At 37.4% G+C, this 19372-nt stretch carries 18 protein-coding genes; 12 read left to right on the forward strand and 6 right to left on the reverse strand.

Features of this window, described 5'->3' with window-relative positions; all coding sequences use genetic code 11:
* The 4 genes from Q0X89_RS02870 to Q0X89_RS02885 form a co-directional block, all read left to right on the forward strand.
* A partial coding sequence (locus tag Q0X89_RS02870; protein ID WP_297691100.1) for an HAD-IA family hydrolase occupies window positions 1–315 on the forward strand: 315 nt, incomplete at its 5' end.
* Between the two features lie 74 nt (window positions 316–389).
* The gene (locus tag Q0X89_RS02875) at window positions 390–2705 is read left to right on the forward strand and encodes a glycoside hydrolase family 65 protein (protein WP_297691101.1); all 2316 of its coding nucleotides are present in this window, start codon (window positions 390–392) and stop codon (window positions 2703–2705) included.
* Window positions 2706–2757: 52 nt separating this feature from the next.
* On the forward strand, window positions 2758–4647 hold the full coding sequence (locus Q0X89_RS02880) for a glycoside hydrolase family 13 protein (protein WP_367176902.1): 1890 nt from the start codon (window positions 2758–2760) through the stop codon (window positions 4645–4647).
* Window positions 4648–4732: 85 nt separating this feature from the next.
* Entirely contained in the window at window positions 4733–6526 is a 1794-nt protein-coding gene (locus Q0X89_RS02885; RefSeq protein WP_297691102.1) for an alpha-amylase family protein, read from the forward strand.
* Window positions 6527–6590: 64 nt separating this feature from the next.
* Here Q0X89_RS02885 and Q0X89_RS02890 read toward each other — a convergent pair whose 3' ends face one another.
* Window positions 6591–7019 (reverse strand): hypothetical protein, encoded by a 429-nt coding sequence (locus Q0X89_RS02890; RefSeq protein ID WP_297691103.1) that lies wholly within the window; start codon window positions 7017–7019, stop codon window positions 6591–6593.
* Between the two features lie 229 nt (window positions 7020–7248).
* Between Q0X89_RS02890 and Q0X89_RS02895 the strand changes: the two genes are divergently transcribed.
* The gene (locus Q0X89_RS02895; RefSeq protein ID WP_297691104.1) at window positions 7249–7956 is read left to right on the forward strand and encodes a glycerophosphodiester phosphodiesterase family protein; all 708 of its coding nucleotides are present in this window, start codon (window positions 7249–7251) and stop codon (window positions 7954–7956) included.
* Entirely contained in the window at window positions 7956–9245 is a 1290-nt protein-coding gene (locus tag Q0X89_RS02900; protein ID WP_297691105.1) for an NAD(P)/FAD-dependent oxidoreductase, read from the forward strand. The genes Q0X89_RS02895 and Q0X89_RS02900 overlap by 1 nt, the downstream gene beginning before the upstream one ends.
* A 12-nt stretch (window positions 9246–9257) precedes the next feature.
* Here Q0X89_RS02900 and Q0X89_RS02905 read toward each other — a convergent pair whose 3' ends face one another.
* Complete coding sequence (locus Q0X89_RS02905) at window positions 9258–9992, reverse strand: MIP/aquaporin family protein (protein ID WP_297691106.1); 735 nt, start codon at window positions 9990–9992, stop codon at window positions 9258–9260.
* A gap of 19 nt (window positions 9993–10011) precedes the next feature.
* Window positions 10012–11502 (reverse strand): glycerol kinase GlpK, encoded by a 1491-nt coding sequence (gene glpK, locus Q0X89_RS02910; protein WP_297691107.1) that lies wholly within the window; start codon window positions 11500–11502, stop codon window positions 10012–10014.
* Window positions 11503–11630: 128 nt separating this feature from the next.
* Between glpK and Q0X89_RS02915 the strand changes: the two genes are divergently transcribed.
* The gene (locus Q0X89_RS02915) at window positions 11631–12173 is read left to right on the forward strand and encodes a DUF1697 domain-containing protein (RefSeq protein WP_297691108.1); all 543 of its coding nucleotides are present in this window, start codon (window positions 11631–11633) and stop codon (window positions 12171–12173) included.
* Here Q0X89_RS02915 and Q0X89_RS02920 read toward each other — a convergent pair.
* The gene (locus tag Q0X89_RS02920; protein WP_297691109.1) at window positions 12170–12643 is read right to left on the reverse strand and encodes a TspO/MBR family protein; all 474 of its coding nucleotides are present in this window, start codon (window positions 12641–12643) and stop codon (window positions 12170–12172) included. The genes Q0X89_RS02915 and Q0X89_RS02920 overlap by 4 nt on opposite strands.
* A 96-nt stretch (window positions 12644–12739) precedes the next feature.
* Between Q0X89_RS02920 and Q0X89_RS02925 the strand changes: the two genes are divergently transcribed.
* The 5 genes from Q0X89_RS02925 to Q0X89_RS02945 all read left to right on the forward strand — a co-directional run bounded on the left by Q0X89_RS02925 (window position 12740) and on the right by Q0X89_RS02945 (window position 17601).
* On the forward strand, window positions 12740–13822 hold the full coding sequence (locus Q0X89_RS02925) for a diphosphomevalonate decarboxylase (RefSeq protein ID WP_297691110.1): 1083 nt from the start codon (window positions 12740–12742) through the stop codon (window positions 13820–13822).
* A gap of 59 nt (window positions 13823–13881) precedes the next feature.
* Complete coding sequence (locus Q0X89_RS02930; protein WP_297691111.1) at window positions 13882–14820, forward strand: mevalonate kinase; 939 nt, start codon at window positions 13882–13884, stop codon at window positions 14818–14820.
* Between the two features lie 10 nt (window positions 14821–14830).
* Window positions 14831–15736 carry a geranylgeranylglycerol-phosphate geranylgeranyltransferase gene (locus tag Q0X89_RS02935; RefSeq protein WP_297691112.1) on the forward strand — a complete coding sequence of 302 codons (906 nt, stop codon included), beginning with the start codon at window positions 14831–14833 and terminating at the stop codon, window positions 15734–15736.
* Window positions 15736–16686, forward strand: a complete 951-nt coding sequence (locus tag Q0X89_RS02940; RefSeq protein ID WP_297691113.1) for a carbon-nitrogen hydrolase family protein — start codon at window positions 15736–15738, stop codon at window positions 16684–16686. Before Q0X89_RS02935 ends, Q0X89_RS02940 begins: the two co-directional genes overlap by 1 nt.
* Before the next feature lie 72 nt (window positions 16687–16758).
* On the forward strand, window positions 16759–17601 hold the full coding sequence (locus Q0X89_RS02945) for a pseudouridine synthase (RefSeq protein ID WP_297691114.1): 843 nt from the start codon (window positions 16759–16761) through the stop codon (window positions 17599–17601).
* A 1-nt stretch (window position 17602) separates the two neighbouring features.
* Here the strand turns inward: Q0X89_RS02945 and Q0X89_RS02950 are convergent, their stop codons facing one another.
* Complete coding sequence (locus tag Q0X89_RS02950; RefSeq protein WP_297691115.1) at window positions 17603–18043, reverse strand: BLUF domain-containing protein; 441 nt, start codon at window positions 18041–18043, stop codon at window positions 17603–17605.
* A gap of 98 nt (window positions 18044–18141) precedes the next feature.
* Window positions 18142–19332, reverse strand: a complete 1191-nt coding sequence (locus tag Q0X89_RS02955) for an argininosuccinate lyase (RefSeq protein ID WP_297691116.1) — start codon at window positions 19330–19332, stop codon at window positions 18142–18144.
* Between the last annotated feature and the right edge of the window lie 40 nt (window positions 19333–19372).

Here is a 19372-nt window from a genome sequence, read left to right on the forward strand (position 1 = left end):
GTTTCTATTTTGGAAAAGGTTGAGTTAATGCCTTATTTTGAAGCCATTGTAGATGGAACTCAGGTTACAAAGGCAAAACCAGATCCCGAAGTATTTTTAATAGCCGCAAAAAGAATTGGAGTAGAACCGGCAAATTGTGTTGTTTTTGAGGATGCATTGGCCGGAATAGAGGCTGCAAATATAGCCGGTATGGAGAGTATAGGAATTGGAGATATGAAAGTTTTATCTGATGCTGACCATGGCTTTAACAACTTCACTGAAATAGATTATAAGTTTTTGGATGACCTGATTTTACTGCTTAAGAGTAAAAATTAGGATATTTATCCGGCAAATTATCCGTAATTACCTATTTTAAACAATTCTTAAATAAGACAGTAACGTATTAGAAAATGAATAAAGAATACATTATAGCAGACGAATGGAGCATAATTGAAGAAGGATTTAACAAGGAAAATGTAAAATCATCTGAAAGCCTCTTTAGTATTGGTAACGGCGCAATGGGGCAACGTGCAAATTTTGAAGAACAGTACTCCGGTTCCACATTTCAGGGAAGTTATATTGCAGGGGTGTACTACCCGGATAAAACAAAAGTAGGTTGGTGGAAAAATGGTTACCCCGAGTATTTTGCAAAAGTCTTAAATGCACCCAATTGGATTGGTATTGATGTTTTTGTTGATGAAGAACCTTTAGATCTTAATACATGCACCAATATTCAAAGCTTCAGGCGAGAACTTAATATGAAGGGGGGGTGGTATAAAAGAAGCTTTACAGCTACGTTACCCAATACAACTATTGTTGATGTGGAAGTGACCCGGTTTTTAAGTCTCGACATTGATGAAGTAGGGGCTATTAAATATAAAATCATACCGGTTAACAAAAGCGCTGCAATCAAATTTATTCCATATTTAGATAATGGCATTACTAATGAGGATAGCAATTGGGATGATAAATTCTGGAATGTTACCAATGTAAGTTCTGAAGGGAAACAAGCTTTTATAGAAGCCCATACCATGAAAACTAATTTTGAGATTTGCACTTTTATGGAATGCCAATTAACTGCTGATGGATCACCGGTAGCTGAAGATGTTTCTGAAGAAGTTAAAGAAGTATGGGTTGGGCATAAATATGAGCATGCTGCTAAAAAAGGTGAAGATGTTACTTTTTATAAATATGGAGGCTACACCGTTTCTAGAGATCACAAAGCTGATAAGCTGGTGAAGGCTGCAAAAACAGCCCTGAAAGCTGCTACCACCTCAGGATTCGACAAACTATTGGAAAATCAAATAGCTGCCTGGGCCAAAATTTGGGAAATGAGTGATATAAGCATTCAGGGTGATGTTAAAGCACAACAGGGTATTCGGTTTAATATTTTTCACCTGAACCAAACGTATTTGGGAACAGATTCCAGATTAAATATTGGGCCAAAAGGATTTACCGGTGAGAAATATGGAGGTAGTACCTACTGGGATACTGAAGCCTATTGTATTCCTTTTTATATGGCTACCAAGGATCACCTTGTGGCCAGGAACCTGCTCCAATACAGATATAATCACCTGGAAAAGGCCATTGAAAATGCCAAAAAATTGGGTTTTGTTAATGGTGCGGCTTTATACCCCATGGTAACAATGAATGGGGAAGAATGCCATAATGAATGGGAAATTACTTTTGAAGAAATCCATCGTAATGGAGCAATAGCATTTGCCATATATAATTATTTCAGATTTACTGGAGACTATTCTTATATACCTGAAATGGGTCTCGAAGTTCTGATAGGGATTTCACGTTTCTGGGGCCAAAGAGCTACATTTTCCAATGACAAAAATAAATATGTAATTCTTGGGGTAACCGGACCGAATGAATACGAGAATAACGTCAATAATAATTGGTATACCAATTACCTTGCAAAATGGTGTATGGAATATACGTTGCAACAATTACAAAGAGTAAAAGAAGGTTATACAGAAGATTATACCAGGATCATTGGAAGGACCTCGCTTACTGAAACGGAGACAGATAAATGGAAAGAGATTACACAAAATTTATATTTCCCTTATTCGGATGAATTGCAAATTTTCCTTCAGCAGGATGGGTTCCTGGACAAAGAACTTATTACAGTCGAAGATCTTGATATTTCACAAAGGCCAATTAATCAAAAATGGAGCTGGGATAGAATTTTGCGTTCGCCTTATATAAAACAAGCAGATACTTTACAGGGGTTTTATTTATTTGAAGATCATTTCAGTGTTGAAGAACTTGAAAGGCATTTCGATTTTTATGAGCCTTTTACCGTCCATGAATCATCCCTGTCACCATGTGTTCACAGTATTCAGGCTGCGAAGTTGGGAAGAATGGAGCAGGCTTATAAGTTTTATTTACGTACTTCAAGACTGGATCTGGATGATTATAACAAAGAGGTGGAAGAAGGTTTACATATCACTTCTATGGCTGGTACCTGGATGAGTATTGTAGAAGGGTTTGGAGGCATGCGAATGAAAGATGACAAACTGTCTTTTGCGCCGAAAATCCCAAAGCAATGGAAATCGTATTCATTTAAAGTAAATTTCAGAAATCGTATTATAAAGGTAAATGTCACAGAAAATCAAACCAGTTTTGAATATAATGGGACCGCTGAAATGACGCTACGTATAAACGATAAAAGGGTTATTTTGAAACCATCTCAGGAAACAATTGTTCAAAACATCTAAAAGGCCCGATTCTATAATTTTATTTAGATGATGCTGCACAAGAAATTAACCTATGATGAAAATTGGAGGGTTGATTAAATCAATTGTTTTAAGTGGTATGCTCTTTTTGATAGTATCTTTTTCAACCGCTCAAATAAATAGGGTAAAGCCTCCGAATTGGTGGTTGGGATTCAAGAATTCCAATTTGCAATTAATGGTAAATGGTAAGGGAATAGGCACAACTACGCCCTCTATTCTGTACAAAGGAGTTAGCCTGAATGCCTTCCATAGAGCTGAAAGCCCCAATTATTTATTTTTAGATTTTACAATTGAGACAGATACTTCACCCGGTGTCATGGAAATTGTGTTTACTAGTGAGCAAGGAAATGAAATCTCATATGAATATCCTTTACTTGGAAGGGAAAGGCCTTCTGATGAGTTTATAGGTTTTGATGCCTCAGATGTGATTTACTTAATTACTCCGGATCGATTTGCCAATGGTGATCCTGAAATAGATATTGTCTCCGGATTGCTCGAAAAAAAGATCAACAGAAAAGATGATTATGCCCGGCATGGTGGAGATATTCAGGGAATTATTAATCATTTAGACTATATATCTGAAATGGGTTTTACCGCTTTATGGCCTACCCCGTTATTGATTAACGATATGCCTAAGACTTCGTATCATGGCTATGCAATGACAGACTTTTACAAGGTGGATCCGCGTTTTGGAAATCTTGAGAAATATAAGTTGCTTTCAAAAAAGGCATCTGAAAAAGGCATTAAATTAATAATGGAACAGGTGGCCAATCATTGCGGAACCAAACATTGGTGGATGTCAGATTTGCCATTTAAAGATTGGATAAACTATCAATCAGATTATGAGAAAGGATCTGCCCCCAGGATTACGAACCATCAGCGAATGGTTAATCAGGATCTTTACGCTTCTCAGGCAGATAGAGACCTTATGAATAAAGGCTGGTTTGTGCCCTCAATGCCAGATTTAAATCAAGAGAATCCGTTCATGGCCAATTATATTATTCAGAATAGTATTTGGTGGATAGAAACTTTAAAACTAGGAGGAATAAGACAGGATACGTACCCTTATCCGGATAAGGAGTTTATGTCTAGATGGGCCGGAGAAATTATGGAAGAATATCCGGAATTCAATATTGTTGGAGAGGAATGGACATATAACCCTCTTTTGGTTCGCTATTGGCAACAGGGAATACTAAATTCTGATGGTTATCAATCTAACCTGAAAACAACAATGGACTTTCCCTTACAACGTGCATTAGTAGAAGCACTTAATGAGGAAGAGAATTGGGATTCGGGTTTAATAAAACTGTATGAAGGACTGGCCAATGATTTTGCTTATCACGATCCTTCCTCAATATTGTTTTTTGGAGATAATCATGACATGGATCGTTTATTTACCCAGTTAAATGATGATTTTGTTAAAACAAAAATGGCACTCGCATTTATTATTTCTGCTCCACGAATACCACAAATTTATTATGGTACGGAAGTATTACTAAGCAATACTGAAAATCCCGGAGATCATGGTCTAATCCGGTCCGATTTTCCGGGGGGATGGAAAAAGGATGTTGTTAACGCCTTTACGGGGGAAGGTCTAAAAAAAGCACAAAAAGAAATGCAGGAATTTACCAAAACATTGCTGAACTATAGAAAAAAAAGTTCGGCTATCCATACAGGTAAAACGGTTCATTTTGTTCCAAAAGAAGGGGTTTATGTAATTTTCAGGCAGAATGAGGATGAAACTGTAATGCTTATTCTAAACAAAAATGAGAAACCCTATTCCTTAAACCTGGAACGTTTTAACGAAATGAATCTCTTTGATAATAGATTTAAAAATATACTTTCCTTAGAGGAAGTTATTTTGAAAAATGAATTGCAATTAAAAAATAATGGAGTAGTACTATTAACCAAAAAATCTGACTAAAATGCGAAGGATCATATTGGTGTTATTAAGTTGCTTTGTACTCCTAGGATGCGTTGAGGAAAAAGAACGAACAAATATTAAACAAATGAATAGCTTAAATCAATCAAATAAAAAAGTTGTCTATCAGGTATTTACTCGTTTATTTGGTAATACAAATACCACAAATAAGCCCTGGGGAACTATTGAGGAAAATGGAGTGGGAAAATTTTCTGATTTTACAGAAAAGGCTTTAAAAGAGATCAAAGATCTGGGTATCACTCATATATGGTATACCGGGGTGCCACATCATGCTTTGGTAACGGATTATACAGTATATGATATTTCTAATGATGACCCGGATGTTGTAAAAGGAAGGGCTGGATCTCCCTATGCCGTTAAAGATTACTACAATGTAAATCCAGACCTTGCGGATGACCCGACAAACAGGCTGGAGGAGTTCAGATCTTTGATTGAGCGGACACATAATGTCGGATTAAAAGTTTTAATAGACATAGTGCCAAATCATGTTGCGCGAAAATATGAAGGTGGGTCAACACCGGATGGTCACGAACCATTCGGGGCAAATGACGATTCAACCATTGAATACAATAAGGATAACAATTATTATTATATCACGGAGCAATCCTTTAAAGTACCGGTATGGCCAAACGGTTACTTGCCTCTTGGAGGTGAAAAACACCCTATGGCAGATGGTAAATTTGATGAGAACCCCGCAAAATGGACAGGGAATGGCTCGCGTCTGGCGCAACCGGACATTAATGATTGGTATGAAACTGTGAAAATAAATTATGGCGTGCGGCCTGATGGATCATATGATTTTGAAACCTTACCTGATGAATTCACTCAAAAGGATTATATGGCACACTATGCTTTTTGGTCTGATAAGGACCTCCCGGATTCTTGGATAAAGTTTAAGGATATTGCCTTGTATTGGCTGGAGATGGGAGTGGATGGATTTCGTTTTGACATGGCCGAAATGGTACCTGTGGAATTCTGGAGCTACCTGAATTCGAATATTAAAATGAAAAACCCTGATGCTTTTCTCTTGGCTGAGGTATATAATCCCAATTTATACAGGACTTATATTTATAAAGGCAAAATGGATTACCTCTATGACAAGGTTGAATTCTACGACAGCCTGAAGCACATTATGCAAGGTCATGGCTGGACAGACCATATTCCGATGGTACAAAAAGGAATGCAGGATATTGAACATCAAATGTTGCATTTTCTTGAAAATCATGACGAACAGCGTATTGCGAGTCCGGATTTTGCCGGGAGTGCTGAAAAGGGAAAACCTGCCATGGTGGTTTCAGCTACAATTAGCACTTCGCCAACTATGATCTATTTTGGTCAGGAAGTGGGTGAACCCGCTAAAGAAAATGCTGGTTTCGGCAGCCCTACCCGTACATCCATATTTGACTATATCGGGGTACCCAACCATCAACGGTGGGTAAATAATAAAGAGTTTGATGGAGGTCAACTTTTGCCTGAAGAAAAGGAATTAAGAGACTTTTATAAACGATTACTCAATTTTACTATTGGCAGCGAGGCCTTAATGGGTAAATATGCAGATATACATTATTACAACAAAGAGCATACGCAGAATTATAACCACAGAGTACTTTCATATGTACGATGGTCCGGCAATCAAAAAGTAATAGTCATTTCTAATTTTGATGCCGGGGAATCCTATTCTTTTCAATTAAAAATTCCACCTGAAATTATAAAGCAATGGCAGTTGAAAGAGGGGTCATTTAAGGTGAAAGATGCCTTGTATGGCAAAACCGAGAAAGAGCTGAAGATTATTGATGGAATAGGTAAAATTAATGTGGAGATTTCTCCACTAGAATCTTTTATCTATAATCTTTTAGATTAATTTGATAAAATTATAGTGAATCTGCAATGCAAAATATACATCGCAGATTCATCATAAGGAATACTTATGCTGCGGATTCTTTTGGAGCGGTTGCTTTATACACCAAAGCAATTACAGCTCCGATAATACCATAAAAGATAATTTCTAATAAAGCCTCCACTATCTGACCTGTCATATCCATTATCTCAGATGTAGACTGATTAAGAAGACCTAATCCGAGACCAGTAAAAATTCCGATCCAGATTCCAAATTTAAAACCCTGTCCTGCATTATGGATTCCTCCTGCCCACTTGCTATAAATAGTGCTTAGGGCAAAGACTGCAATAACATTACTTATGGCAAGCAGAAGCATTTCAGGGGGGTCTTTCATGACGTCATTTATGATGTGTGGTTCAAAAAAATCAACCATCGCGAATCCCCAGATCGCGTAACCAAGTACGAACATGACCACAAAGCCGGCCAATGTAGCTAATAAATTTTGTTTTGTAAACATAGTTTTCAAATTAATTGGTTGCTGATATGATAAAATTAATAAATATTTATTATGATATTCATAAATAATTAATATTAATAATATTATATACGTAAATAAACCATAATAATATTTCATTATTAATAAATGGCTCATTATTGATAATTCTAAGGATCATATCGTACTTTTGAGTAAATAAAAGTTCAATTTGATGAGAAGATTACTACCATTTATACTTATTCTATTTTTTATGAATTGTAGAGAAAAAGATAACACCATTTTAAATATAGGACACAGGGGGGCCATGGGGCATGAGACAGAAAATACCCTGGCCTCTATTCAGAAAGCATTGGATCTGAATGTGGACATGATAGAAATAGATGTCTTTAAAATCGCAAGCGGTGAAATAGTAGTGTTTCATGATGATAAAATAGATCGGTTAACAAATGGCAGCGGTGATATTGAAAGTTTGAACTTGGATGATCTTAAAAATTTGACCGTAACAGGAGATCACAAAATTCCTTTACTAATTGAAGTTTTAGATTTAATAGATCATAAGGTATCCTTAAATATTGAACTAAAAGGACCGGGCACCTCTGCAGGTGTAACTCAAATTATAAATTCTTATATGGAGAACAAGGGCTGGGGTTTGGATGATTTTCTGATATCCAGCTTTAACTGGGAGGAACTAAAGGACATGCGCACTATTAATAAGAACATACAAATTGCTGTCCTCACGGAAGCCAATCCTTTAGATGCCATTGCTATTGCAGAAGAATTAGATGCTGTAGCTATAAACCCCAATTATATGAGCTTAACCAAAGCAAACGTTTCGAAAATTCAAAGTCATGGTTTAAAAATATATACATGGACCGTAAATGATGCAGAACAAATTTCAAAACTGAAATCATACGGGGTTGATGGTATTATCACTAATTACCCGGAGCGGGTCAGGTAATGTTTGATGTCATTATAATAGGAGGAGGAGCCGCCGGATTTTACTGTGCAATTCATATCGCAGAAGCAAATCCTGAACTAAAAGTAGCGATTCTGGAACGCGGAAAACAGGTCCTCTCTAAAGTTAAAGTATCTGGTGGTGGCCGTTGCAATGTTACACATGCCGAATTTGAACCATCTTCATTGGTAAAAAACTATCCGAGAGGAGAAAAGGAACTTCTGGGTCCATTTCACATCTATTCTACTTTAGATACCATAGCGTTTTTTGAGAAACGCGGAATACATATAAAAACGGAGTCTGATGGCAGAATGTTTCCTGAATCTAACTCTTCCCAAACCATTATCAATTGTTTTCTTAACGAAATTCGGAAATACGAAATTACCCTCCTTAAGAGCAGTTCAGTAATAAATCTGCTGCCTCAGAAAGATTCAAAATTAGATGAAAAAGTTGCATGGCAAGTTCAATCTGTTAAAAAGACATATCAGGCAAAAAGAATTGTCGTTGCAACAGGGAGTAGTACTAAAATTTGGACTTTGTTAGAACAGCTCGGACATAAAATTGTGAGCCCTGTACCTTCTTTATTCACATTTAATATTAATGATAGTAGAATTTCCGGAATACCGGGACTGAGTATGCAAGCCAGAATTGAAATTTTACCCCGACAAATGATGGGGAAGGAGGTTAATGCTAAATTTAAAAGCAGGGTAAACAGAGCTCTTAATTTGATTGAGGAAGGCCCTGTTCTAATCACCCATTGGGGTCTGAGCGGTCCCGCTGTCTTAAAACTATCGGCTAGGGCTGCCAGATTGTTAAATGACTACGACTACAGATTTAGAGTTAGGATAAATTGGATGCCGGACTATCATAAACAGGGACTTTTGTCTCTTTTTAATGAAATTAAACAAATCGATCCAAAGAAGACGATTTATAAGACAAAGGCTATCGATATCCCGGCCAGGTTATGGGGTAAATTGGTAGTTGCATCAGATATAGCCAAGGATTTGAAATGGGCCGATGTTTCCCGGAAGCAGCTGGAAAGGCTCAGTCAGTTTATAACAGCTTCAGAATTCAATGTCGATGGCAAGAGCACCTTTAAAGAAGAATTTGTTACTGCCGGGGGTGTAGATTTGAAAGAGGTAAATTTTAAGACTTTTGAGAGTAAAATTCTTCCACATCTGTATTTCGCCGGTGAAGTACTGAATATAGATGCGGTTACCGGTGGATTTAATTTTCAAAACGCATGGACCGGGGCTTACATTGCTTCACAGGCAATTGTAAAATCTTTATAGAAAATATTGCATTTAAACCATAGGAAACGCCAGGTAAAGGAGGGCGGCAAGTACTCCTCCCACAATGGGTCCAATTACAGGTATCCATGAATAGGACCAATTGTTCAAGCCTTTATTTTTTATGGGTAAAAGAGCATGCATAATTCTTGGTCCGAGATCCCTTGCCGGGTTAATTGCATAACCAGTGGTTCCGCCCAGGCATAGACCAACCCCCCAAACGACAATGGCTACGGGTAAGGCTCCAAGAGAGCCTAAGCCTATTACAGCTTCCGACTCAATAATCGTGGCATCGGTAAAGAACAGAACAGCGAAAACCAGCACAAATGTTCCGGAAATTTCCCCCAGAAGATTTGTGAAGGTATTTTTGATTGCCGGGCTGGTACTAAACACCGCAAGTTTTAAACTTTGTTCTTCAGTACGGTCAAAATGATCTTTGTGCATCAGCCATACTAATGCGGCACCCAGCATAGCTCCAATAAATTGGGCAAGCAAAAAGGAGGGAACACTTTCCCAGGGAAACTCCCCTGCAGCGGCCAGACCTATACTCACAGCCGGATTGATATGCGCACCACTGTATGGAGCGGCAACGAGTACGCCTATATAAACCGCAAAGGCCCATCCCGTGGTAATTACAATCCATCCACTATTGTGTCCTTTTGTATCTTTCAGCACTACATTGGCATTTACTCCGCACCCCAGAAGGATTAACAGAAAGGTGCCTATTATTTCTGCGATAAATGGTGTCATATATACTATTGATTTTTAGCTATTTTGTCCAAAATTCTAAAGCATTTATGGCTTTATACCAGCCTGCAATATGACTGTTTATTGAATCTCGGTCTGTGGTTGGTTTAAAATGTACATCGGATTGCCAGATTTCCTGAATTTCTTCAAGATTTTCCCAATAACCTACTGCCAGTCCTGCTAGGAAAGCAGCTCCCATCACCGTAGTTTCAATAATTTTAGGTCTTATTGTTACTGTATTTAATACATCAGCCTGGAATTGCATAAGTAAATTGTTGACTGTAGCGCCTCCATCTACTCGTAATTCCTTAATTGAAATTCCCGAATCTGCTTCCATAGCCTTTAAAATATCCATGGTCTGGAACGCAATCGATTCCAGTGCAGCCCTGGCAATATGGGCATCTGTACTGCCCCGGGTAAGACCAAAAATAGTGCCCTGTGCATGCTGATTCCAGTGTGGTGCACCCAATCCTGCAAAAGCAGGAACAAAATATACCCCGCCGGAATCCTCTACAGAGCCCGCCAGTTGTTCCACTTCCTTAGATGTTTTTATGATTTTAAGACTATCTCTAAGCCACTGCACAACAGCGCCGGCAATAAATATACTTCCTTCCAGGACGTACTCAGCTTTTCCATTAATTTGCCAGGCCACCGAAGTAAGAAGATTGTTCTCAGATACTATTGGTTTATCACCAATATTCATTAACATAAAACATCCGGTACCATAGGTGTTTTTTACCATTCCCTGCCTGGTACACATCTGTCCAAATAAGGCAGCTTGCTGATCCCCTGCTATCCCGGAAATTGGAATTCTGGTAGCAAACAATCCCGGTGCTGTATGTCCATAGACTTCACTAGACTGTTTTACACTTGGCAACATGCTTTTTGGTATGGTAAACAATTTTAAAAGTTCGTCATCCCATTCCAGCGTGTTGATATTAAATAAAAGTGTTCTGCAAGCGTTGGTTACATCGGTCACGTGCAATTCACCTTTGGTCATATTCCAGATAAGCCAGGAATCTATGGTTCCCATTATTAATTCACCTGCCTCAGCTCTTTCCCTTACCCCTTCTATATTATCTAATATCCATTTTACTTTTGTTCCGGAGAAATAAGCGTCAATGACCAGACCTGTTTTTTCTCTTATCCATTTGGATTTGCCTTCGCTTTTTAAAAGGTCGCAATATTCGGCTGTTCTTTTATCTTGCCATACGATGGCATTATAAACGGGCTTACCGGTTTTTTTGTCCCAGACAACAACGGTTTCACGTTGATTTGTAATTCCTATGGCGGCTATATCTTTTGCTTCTAATCCTTTTTTAGTAACAGTTTCAGCAGCCATAGCCACCTGCGTAGACCAAATTTCCATTGCATCGTGCTCTACCCAGCCCGGTTGCGGAAAATACTGTGTGAATTCTCTCTGAGAAGTGGAAATAATTGTTCCTTTTTTATCAAAAATTAGTGCTCTGCAGCTGGTAGTGCCTTGATCGAATGCAAGGATATAGGTTTGCATACTATTTGAAAGTGGATTTAAATAATTAAAAAACGTAAGGTAATAAATGTAATTGATTTATTTTATACTTCATTAATGCCTAATTTAAACCTTGTGTTTTTATCTAAGCTTAAAGAATTTGTTATAAAATGACTAAATATATAGCGCTATTACGTGGTATCAACGTTGGAGGGCACAAGAAAATAATCATGACTGATTTAAGGATCTTATTCCAAAAATTGGGTTTTTCAGATGTCGCATCTTACATCCAAAGTGGGAATATTATATTTCACTGCCATGAACCTGATATCTCTAAGTTAGAACAGCAAATTGAACAAGAAATAGAAAATACGTATGGATTTAAGGTGCCTGTATTAGTTTTAGCAGCGTCTCATCTGGATAAAATAATTAAGGACAATCCATTTAAACCTTTTGATGAGGGTGATATCAGTAAAATATTTTACGTATTCCTGAAAGATGTACCACAAAAAGCAGCAGTAGAATTATTCAATAAGACTAAATATGAAAATGAAAGGTTTTTTATTCAAGGGGATTATATTTATCTGAAATGTCTGGCAGGGATGGGGAAAGCCAAACTTACTACCAATATTTTTGAAAAAAGACTAGGTGTTGAAGCTACAGCAAGAAACCATAAAACTACTTTAAAACTATTGGAGCTTGCAGACAACTAATTCATTTCCCAAATTTTATAATTTAAGATAGTGGCAAAGCAAACCCATAGAAAATAGGGGATAAGGAGATATGCAGCTGTCCGGCTCACCACATTGAACCACTTGATAGTTACTAGAATTAATGCGAGCAGAAACAGAATTACCAAAAGTGCCCAGAAAGGGTTCTTAAATCCAAAAAAAACAACACTCCAAAGCGCATTAAATAATAACTGAAATCCAAAATTATACAATGCTGTTTTTACCCAAATATGATAAAATCCTTTTGCCCAAACAATACCTGCGGCGATCCCCATTAGTATGTATAACAGTGTCCAGACAGGGCCAAAAATCCAATTTGGTGGATTAAAGCTGGGTTTGTTCAGTGTCACATACCAATCATTTACAGAAGACTGGGTTGCAAACCCGGACAAGAAACCAATGATTAGACATATAGCTACGGAAATGGCAATATAGGTGAGTTTCTTTTTCAAAATCAGTTGATGTAAGTTATCTAAAATAGTAAATTATTTTAATTGAGGGCAGTGCAAAGGCGGTTAAAAACTATCTTTGCACAAATTGTTTTGTGCATGATTGAAAACGACTTTATTCCTGCATCCTATAAGTTTGAAAAGGAAGAAGGCAGGGTACAGTGGAAAGCCCCAAGTAATATTGCATTAGTTAAGTATTGGGGTAAGAAGCAAAATCAAATACCGGCCAATGCCTCTGTAAGTTTTACACTGGATAATTGCAGAACCATAACCTCGGTGGTATATACTAAGCTCGATAAAGAAAATAAAGAATTTTCATTCGATTTAATTTTTGAAGGAAAGAATAGGAAAGATTTTAAACCAAAGATTGAAACATTTTTTGAAAGAATTGAAAGGTATATTCCTTTTCTTAAAAATTATCATTTTTCAATTAATACCTCGAATACCTTTCCACATAGCAGTGGAATAGCTTCCTCTGCCAGTGGTATGGCAGCATTATCATTATGTTTAATGGATATAGAAAGACAAATGGTTTCAGAAATGGATCCGGATTTTTTCTTTAAAAAAGCATCTTTTTTGGCAAGATTGGGATCAGGTAGTGCCTGCAGAAGCATAAAAGGTAATCTTGTTCAATGGGGAGAACACAATGACATTATGGGGAGTACAAATTTATATGGAATACCTTATCCATATCCCGTAAACGAGGTGTTTAAAAGTTATCAGGATACAATCCTGCTTGTACATAAAGGACAGAAAAGTGTAAGCAGTACTGTAGGCCACAACCTTATGCACGGCCACCCCTTTAGTGAAAAACGATTTGAACAGGCTCATGACAATCTTAAGCGATTGCGTTCAATTTTCGCCGAAGGTAACCTTGATGAATTTATTGAAGTAGTTGAAAGTGAAGCACTTACTTTGCATGCAATGATGATGACCAGTATCCCATATTTTATACTGATGAAACCGAATACCCTAAACATAATTGAGAAAATATGGGAATTTCGCAGGGCGAGTAAAAAGCACCTTTGTTTTACTTTAGATGCAGGGGCTAACGTACACCTCCTTTATCCAAATAATGAGAAAAAAGAGGTGAAAAAATTTATAAAAGAAGAGCTAGTTGCCTATTGTGAAAATGGGCAGTATATTTGCGACCAAATTGGTTTTGGAGCCAAAAAAATGTAATTTGTGCCTTTATTAAAGCTAATACATCTTATCTTAGTGACATATTTAATTGAATTTAAATGAAAGGACCCCTTTTTTATTCAAAAATTTTACTATTTGGTGAATATGGAATCATCAAAGATTCGAAGGGACTTTCCATTCCCTACAATTTCTTTAAGGGAGCCCTTAAAAAAGACGAAGATCTCTCTGATACGGCTAAGAAATCTAATGAAAGCCTGAAAAAGTATTATTATTATTTAGGCGATTTGCAGGAACAGGAACCGAAGTTATTCTCATTAGATCTAAAGACATTAAAGGTCGATGTAGATAGTGGGATGTATTTTGACAGCTCTATTCCCCAGGGTTATGGAATTGGAAGCAGTGGCGCACTGGTGGCTGCAATTTATGACAAGTATTCTATAGAAAAAATAACTGTACTGGAAAACCTTACACGCGAAAAATTGCTAAAGCTCAAGGAGATTTTTGGTAAAATGGAATCATTTTTCCACGGTAAGTCTTCCGGGCTGGACCCTTTAAATAGTTATCTTAGTTTGCCTATTCTAATTAATTCCCAGGAGAATATAGAATCAACAAGTATTCCTTCTCAGAATTTGGACGGTAAAGGCGCAGTCTTTTTATTGGATAGCGGAATTACCGGAGAAACGGCCCCTATGGTACAAATATTTATGGAAAAGATGAAAAATGAAGGTTTCCGTAAAGTTTTGAAAGATCAGTTTATTAAACACACCGATGCCTGTGTTGAGGATTTTGTAAGTGGTAATGTAAAATCGCTATTCGGGAATCTTAAGCAACTTTCACATGTGGTTTTAGACCATTTTAAACCTATGATTCCCAAGGAATTTCATAAACTTTGGGAACGAGGTATAGAAACTAATGATTACTACCTGAAATTATGCGGATCCGGAGGGGGTGGATATATTCTAGGATTCACCCAGGATTTGGAAAAAGCGAAAACTGCCTTAAAAGGATATCAGTTAGAAGTGGTATACAACTTCTAAGTCCCTTAAAATGCTTAGTAGAAAGAACAAACTCCTGCTATTAAAAGGCCTGAGTCTGTTTTCTATCATAAGAGGATATAATGTTCTTATGATAACCCTTGCCCAATATTTGGCTTCTATTTATATACTTGCTCCCAAACTTCCCTTGCGTGAGGTAGTATTCGATCCAAATCTTTTTGTTCTGGTATTGGCATCAGCTCTGGTTATATCTGCCGGCTATATTATTAATAGTTTTTATGACTCTGAAAAGGATCTTATTAACAGACCTCAAAAGAGTATGCTGGACCGGTTGGTAAATCAGAGAACAAAGCTTAGCGCCTATTTTGTTTTTAATTTCCTTGCCGTTTTGTTTGCCAGCTATGTATCTTTCAGAGCAGTGCTATTTTTCTCAGCTTATGTATTCGGAATTTGGTTGTATTCACATAAATTAAAAAAAATACCTTTTTTAGGAAACATAGTTTCCGCCACATTAATAGTCACTCCTTTTTTTGCAATTTTAGTCTATTACAGGAATTTTGAAACTGTAATATTTGTTCATGCCACTTTTCTGTTTCTTCTGATTTTAGCCCGGGAAGTGATTAAGGATTTAGAGAATATTACAGGAGACCTTGCTCAAAATTATAAGACCATTCCTGTTTTATATGGTCCCTTCTATTCAAAACTTATTATTACTGTTCTTATTCTTCTGACATTGATTCCGGCATCTTTGTTAATAAGGAAATTTGACGTTGGCTATATGTATATTTACTTTATTGCCTGTATTCTTTTATTAATATTATTTCTGATTCTGCTTTGGAAGTCCAGGACGAAAATAGACTATATATGGCTACACAATATTCTTAAGTTTATAATAGTTGCCGGCGTTTTTAGTATATTATTGATTGATGTAGATCTTGTTCTAAACCGAATATTCTGATGCAGAATCATTTAAAATTAGCACTGGCACAAATTTCTCCGGTATGGTTAGACCAAAAAGGCACCATTACCAAGGTAAAGGAAACCATACACACAGCGGCTGAAAATAATGCCGAACTCTTAATCTTTGGAGAGGGATTAGTGCCCGGGTATCCTTTCTGGCTGGCATATACAGATGGCGCTTCCTGGGATCTAAAGATAAATAAGGAAATACATGCGCATTATATGCATAATGCCATTCAGGTTGAAAATGGAGATCTCGATGAGATTTGCGATTTAGCCCGGGAACATAAACTTGCTGTTTACCTTGGAATTATAGAACGAGCCCCGGATAGAGGGGGTCATAGTTTGTATTGTTCTTTGGTATTTATCAGTAATAAGGGCGAAATAAAATCTGTTCATCGAAAACTACAACCTACCTATGACGAACGACTTACGTGGGCACAAGGAGACGGTCACGGTCTTAAAACCCATAAACTTAAACAGTTTACAGTAGGAGGGCTGAATTGCTGGGAAAACTGGATGCCTCTGGTGAGGGCTGCAATGTATGGTTTAGGAGAAAATTTACATATTGCTGTTTGGCCTGGGAGCGATCATAACACAAAAGACATTACCCGTTTTATAGCCAGGGAATCAAGGAGTTTTGTAGTCTCTGTTTCATCTTTCATGAATAAAAAAGATTTCCCGGATAATTTGCCCCATATAGAGCACTTATTGAAAAAGACACCTGAAATCCTGGCCAATGGGGGATCGTGTATAGCAGGTCCTGATGGAGAATGGATCCTGGCACCTGTTGTTGGAAAGGAAGAAGTTATTTTTCAAACAATTGATTTTAACGCTGTATATGAAGAACGACAGAATTTTGATCCTGCCGGTCACTATTCGAGGCCAGATGTAACCAGGTTGGTGGTAAACAGACAGAGGCAGTCAACAATTGAGGTTGAGGATTAACTTTCAGATATATTGACTTTTACCATAAGCTACATCCAATTCCCTTCACTACCTTTGCTCAAAATATGGAAAATGCGCAGACCGCAATCAAATAAGGATAAAAGAAATTCCCCGGGGAAAAGTAGAGGGTATGTAAAAAAATCTTTCTCAAAAGTAGGTGCTAAAACAAGCACCAAAACTTCTAGTCGCGTTTCTTCAGACCCCGATTTAATAAGACTCAATCGTTATGTAGCGAATGCCGGAGTTTGCTCGAGGCGGGAAGCCGACACCTACATAGAAGCAGGGAACGTTACGGTTAACGGAAAGACCATTACTGAGATGGGTCACAAAGTTAAACTTACGGATATTGTTAAGTTCGACGGACGCGTACTCAATCCTCAAAAAAAGGAATATGTACTCTTGAACAAGCCCAAGAATTTTATCACTACTACAAGTGATGAAAGAGGGCGAAGAACAGTAATGGAATTAATTTCCAAAGCTTCGAAATCCAGATTAGTACCGGTAGGAAGACTGGACAGGAACACTACCGGTCTCTTGCTTTTTACCAATGACGGGGATCTGGCAAAAAAACTTACTCATCCTAAACATGGCATACGAAAGATTTACCATGTTGAATTGAACAAAAACCTTAGCGCTGAAGATTTGAAGAATATTCAAACAGGACTTATGTTAGATGATGGACAGATTAAGGTTGATGAGATAAGCTATATAAACAATTCTCCGAAACGCGAAGTAGGAATAGAGATACACAGCGGCAGAAACAGGATTGTAAGGCGTATCTTTGAGCATCTGGGGTATGAAGTAAAAAAACTGGACAGGGTAATATTTGCGGGGTTAACTAAAAAAGATCTTCCCCGCGGGCATTGGAGGCATCTAACCAAACAGGAAGTTATAAATTTAGGGATGAACCAATAATTTAGGGCTGTGACTCTAAAGGTTTTCCAAGATTTTCCCTGACAGCAAGCCAAAATGCATTAAAAGACGGGTTTGGGTGAATGGAGGAATCTTCTCTTTCGTTATATGACTCGATCAATAATCTGAAATAATTTATCTTATCATTATCGCCAAAGAAGTCTTCATAGGCCATTTCCCAATCCTTAAATTCGCGGGAATCTGTTGCACCATAAGCTAAAATGGTAACATCCTTATGCCGTTTATCTGCTTTGATCTTATCGAAGAGGTTTAGAACCTTTATCTGATTACCTTCGAGATACTGAATAAACTCTCCTTCATAATAGAGCAAACAACCTGTAATACTATTACGCGCATTACTAAGCCTTGCTTTTTCGAGCATTTCTTTTACATCAACTTGCTTAAAAGTTGTTTGCGCAGTGGATCTATAAACGAGACAAAACATTAATAATTTGTTATCTGCAATAGCGTCTACCCTAAAGATAAAAATATTTATTGTTTAAGGTATTTTCTGGCATCAATTAAAAAAAAAGCATATAAAATTTATGATTTCATTTTGGCCCTTATCTTGTCGAGGCATAAATTGCCAATGCTCCCTTCATGAGTATGGTTTAATTGCTTTTCAGGTTTAAAATTTCCCGCTTCAATTTGCGAACCTATTTGTTTATAGGCTTCGCGGAAGGGTATTCCCTTAAGTACAAGATGATTTAATGTATCTACACTAAAAAGATAATCGTACTTAGTATCATTCAGAATATTGGTATTTACTTTAACATCTTTTAAACTGAAAGTCATCATTTCCAAACAAGATTTTATTTCTTGAATGGCAGGAATTATCAGTCCCTTTACCATTTGCAGATCCCTGTGATACCCGCTGGGTAAATTGCTTGTGATTAATGTTATCTGGCCGGGGATGGCCTGCAGGCTGTTGCATTTAGCTCTGATAAGCTCAAAGACATCAGGATTTTTTTTATGTGGCATAATACTGCTGCCTGTCGTTAATGAATCGGGAAAAGATATAAAGTTGAAATTCTGACTCATATAAAGACAAACATCCATTGCGAGTTTTGATAGTGTACCTGCAATTCCAGAAATTCCATATGCCGCAGCTTTCTCGACTTTTCCCCGACCCATTTGGGCAGCGATAACATTATATTTTAAATCTGCGAAACCCATTTCCGAAGTTGTATAGGAACGATCTATAGGAAAAGAACTTCCATATCCGGCTGAGAACCACAACCCAAATGAAGAAGGCATTGCAATCTGCAAATGCGTATAACCCGGTAAAAGATTTTCTTTATGTTTTTCTGCAAGTTCCAGCAGCAAATTAAATAGTTTCTTTGAAAGGCTTTTTATTTCAGATAATTCGTCCTTTAGATATAATTGCATGGCCACCAAAACCTGATCATTTCTGGAACGGGCGGTATGAATCTTTTTTCCGGTATCGCCGAGTCTTTCAGTGAGGATAAATTCTATTTTAGAATGGACATCCTCAAATGAATCTTCAATGATAAAGTTTCCTTCCTTGATACTAAGGGCTATATTTTGCAGTTCCTGAACCAGGGCATGGGTTTCCTCGCGTGTCAATAATCCAATTTTACCCAGCATTTTGGCATGTGCTATGGAAGCTTCTATATCGTATTTGGCCAGCACCATATCCAGCTCCCTGTCATTACCCACTGTAAAATGATCTATTTTCTTGTCTGTGCTGTATCCTTTGTCCCAAAGTTTCATTACTCTCGTTTTTAGTGGTTATTCGCCTGCAAAGCTGCTA

The organism is uncultured Eudoraea sp., assembly GCF_947258525.1.
In the GTDB taxonomy this organism is placed as follows: Bacteria; Bacteroidota; Bacteroidia; order Flavobacteriales; family Flavobacteriaceae; genus Eudoraea.